Annotated in this window: 1 protein-coding gene; it reads right to left on the reverse strand. The window is 38.4% G+C overall.

Going from position 1 to position 2,174, the window contains the following annotated elements; translation table 11 throughout:
- Positions 1-151: 151 nt before the first annotated feature.
- On the reverse strand, positions 152-2,143 hold the full coding sequence (locus tag ADM33_RS09520; protein WP_049504804.1) for an ABC transporter permease: 1,992 nt from the start codon (positions 2,141-2,143) through the stop codon (positions 152-154).
- Positions 2,144-2,174 lie beyond the last annotated feature (31 nt).

The following is a 2,174-nucleotide window of genomic DNA, read 5'->3' on the forward strand; positions in this document are numbered from 1 at the left end:
GTCGAGCAAGACGCAGTGGTTGAGTGGGCTCTACTACGCTGATTTCATCAGCTTTTACAGTCCTTCTCAACTGTGCGGAGGTGGGACGACGAAATCGAATCCTAACGAATTAACGATTTCTGTCCCACTCTCTTTTTTGATGTTTCTGTTTTTACATTTGAACAATTCTACGATAGCTTCTTGAAGTAATCATAAAGATAAGTACGTAGATGAGGGCAAAGATGCCACAAATGGTAAGAGTTACGCTTAACATCATAGCTGTATCTACAACCCCAATGACCTTAAGAATCAAACTTAACATATGATAGGCAAAAGCCAAGTGTAGGAAAGCAAAGATTACAGGGAGGAAGAAAACAGTCAAGACCTGCTTGTTAATGGTTTGTTTGATTTGTTTTTGATCCAAGCCCACTTTTTGCAGGATGACAAAGCGTTCACGATCCTCATAACCTTCTGAGATTTGTTTATAGTAGATAACGAGTACAGTTCCAATCATAAAGATGATAGAGAGGAAAATACCGATAAAGAGAATTCCACCAAAGAGAGCGTTCATTTCAGCAATTGCATCAGTTTTAGTAGTTCCATTATAAACCATAGCATCTTCACTCTTGAGATTATGACTAAAATTGTTCACATACGCATCAAAATCATCAGTTAGCTTTAACTGTTCCTCTTGACTAGCAGTTACATCCATACCACCGTAGAACTGAGTGTAGACAGCGGAATCTTGGTACTGTTCCAAAAAGTTTTGAAGATTTGGTACAACTAGATAGTTATAATCCGATACCAAGAGAACATATTGATTTGAAACATGATTCATAGCAAAATCTTGCTGGATTTCTTGCTTGATCGTATAGTCCTGATTGTTCAGACTAAATACTTTTTGACCTTTAAGTTGATCATTTCGAGCCCAAAGTCCTACTTCATTACCAGTAAGGTTTAGCTTTTGTCCAGTCATTTTTTCATAATCTTTTTGATCAAAAACCAGGAAGACTGTCTTAGGCATGACATTGTTTTGCCCTTTTTCAAAGGTGGTTAATTTAGTCCCGTCTTGACTCGAAAGACCGAAACTTGCATAATTGAGGACGTCCTTATTGCTGATGGTTAGGTTCTTTTCGCTAGCGTATTGAGTCAAAAGCTTATCTAAATCTTCAACTTCTACATGTTGTCCCTTAACATCAAAATCGTGAGGATACATGAGTTTTTTCATATTCTCAGATCCGTTATAGATACTAGTAGCTGCAGACATAGTAACCAAAACCATGGTTGAAAGGATGGCAATGGTTGCTAATCCGACAGCATTTTTCTTCATACGGAAGATAAGGTTAGAAACAGAGATGAGGTTATTTGGTTGGTAGTAATATCTCTTGTTTTTCTTGAGCAACTGCAAGAAAACTGTAATACCTGCATTGAATAGGAGGTAGGTTGCAAAAATGACCAACATAACGGCTATGAAGAAAGTTAAGACCGCTGAAACTGGATCTTTTACGCTTTGTGCTAGGTAGTAGCCACCACCTAGAGTAATTAGCCCTACAAGTGTCTGAAGAACTAGGAAACGCCCCTTCTTCTCACCCTTCGCTTTTTCTCTAGAAAGCTGTAGAGCATCCATACGGATAATGCGTACAGCGTTCAGGAAAACGATGACTAAAAAGATAAAACCGAATACCAGAAGGATTGAAAGCACTACAGACCATTGGAAAGTTGCAACTAACTCTACCTTCATCTTTGCAAGTTTTAGTAGTAAAGCGAAAATCAGATTATCAAAGAGGGCACCAATTCCAATCCCAGCAGTGACTGTTACTAGCCCAAATATCAAGAGTTCCTTAAAGGTCATACCAATCAAATGGCGTTTTTCTAAGCCCAACATGCCATATACACCCAGTTCTTTGGAGCGATTTTTCATGACAAAACTATTGGCATAAAGCACGATAATGGCAGATGCAAGTGTCACAACGACAAGCCCTAGTTGTAGGGTAAATTGAATAGCTGATGCACCACGTAAATCCACAATTTTAGGATTAAAGGCTAGAGAGTAAAAGAGATAGCTGATAGTGACTGCCAAAATGACAGATAAAGCAAACGGATAATAGAGTTTGCGGTTTTTGATTAAGTTGGATATGGCCAACTTATTGGTTAATCGAAACATACTAGTTCACCTCACTTGCCATAACAGTCAA

The sequence above is a fragment of the Streptococcus oralis genome (genome assembly GCF_001075875.1).
Taxonomy (GTDB): domain Bacteria; phylum Bacillota; class Bacilli; order Lactobacillales; family Streptococcaceae; genus Streptococcus; species Streptococcus oralis_I.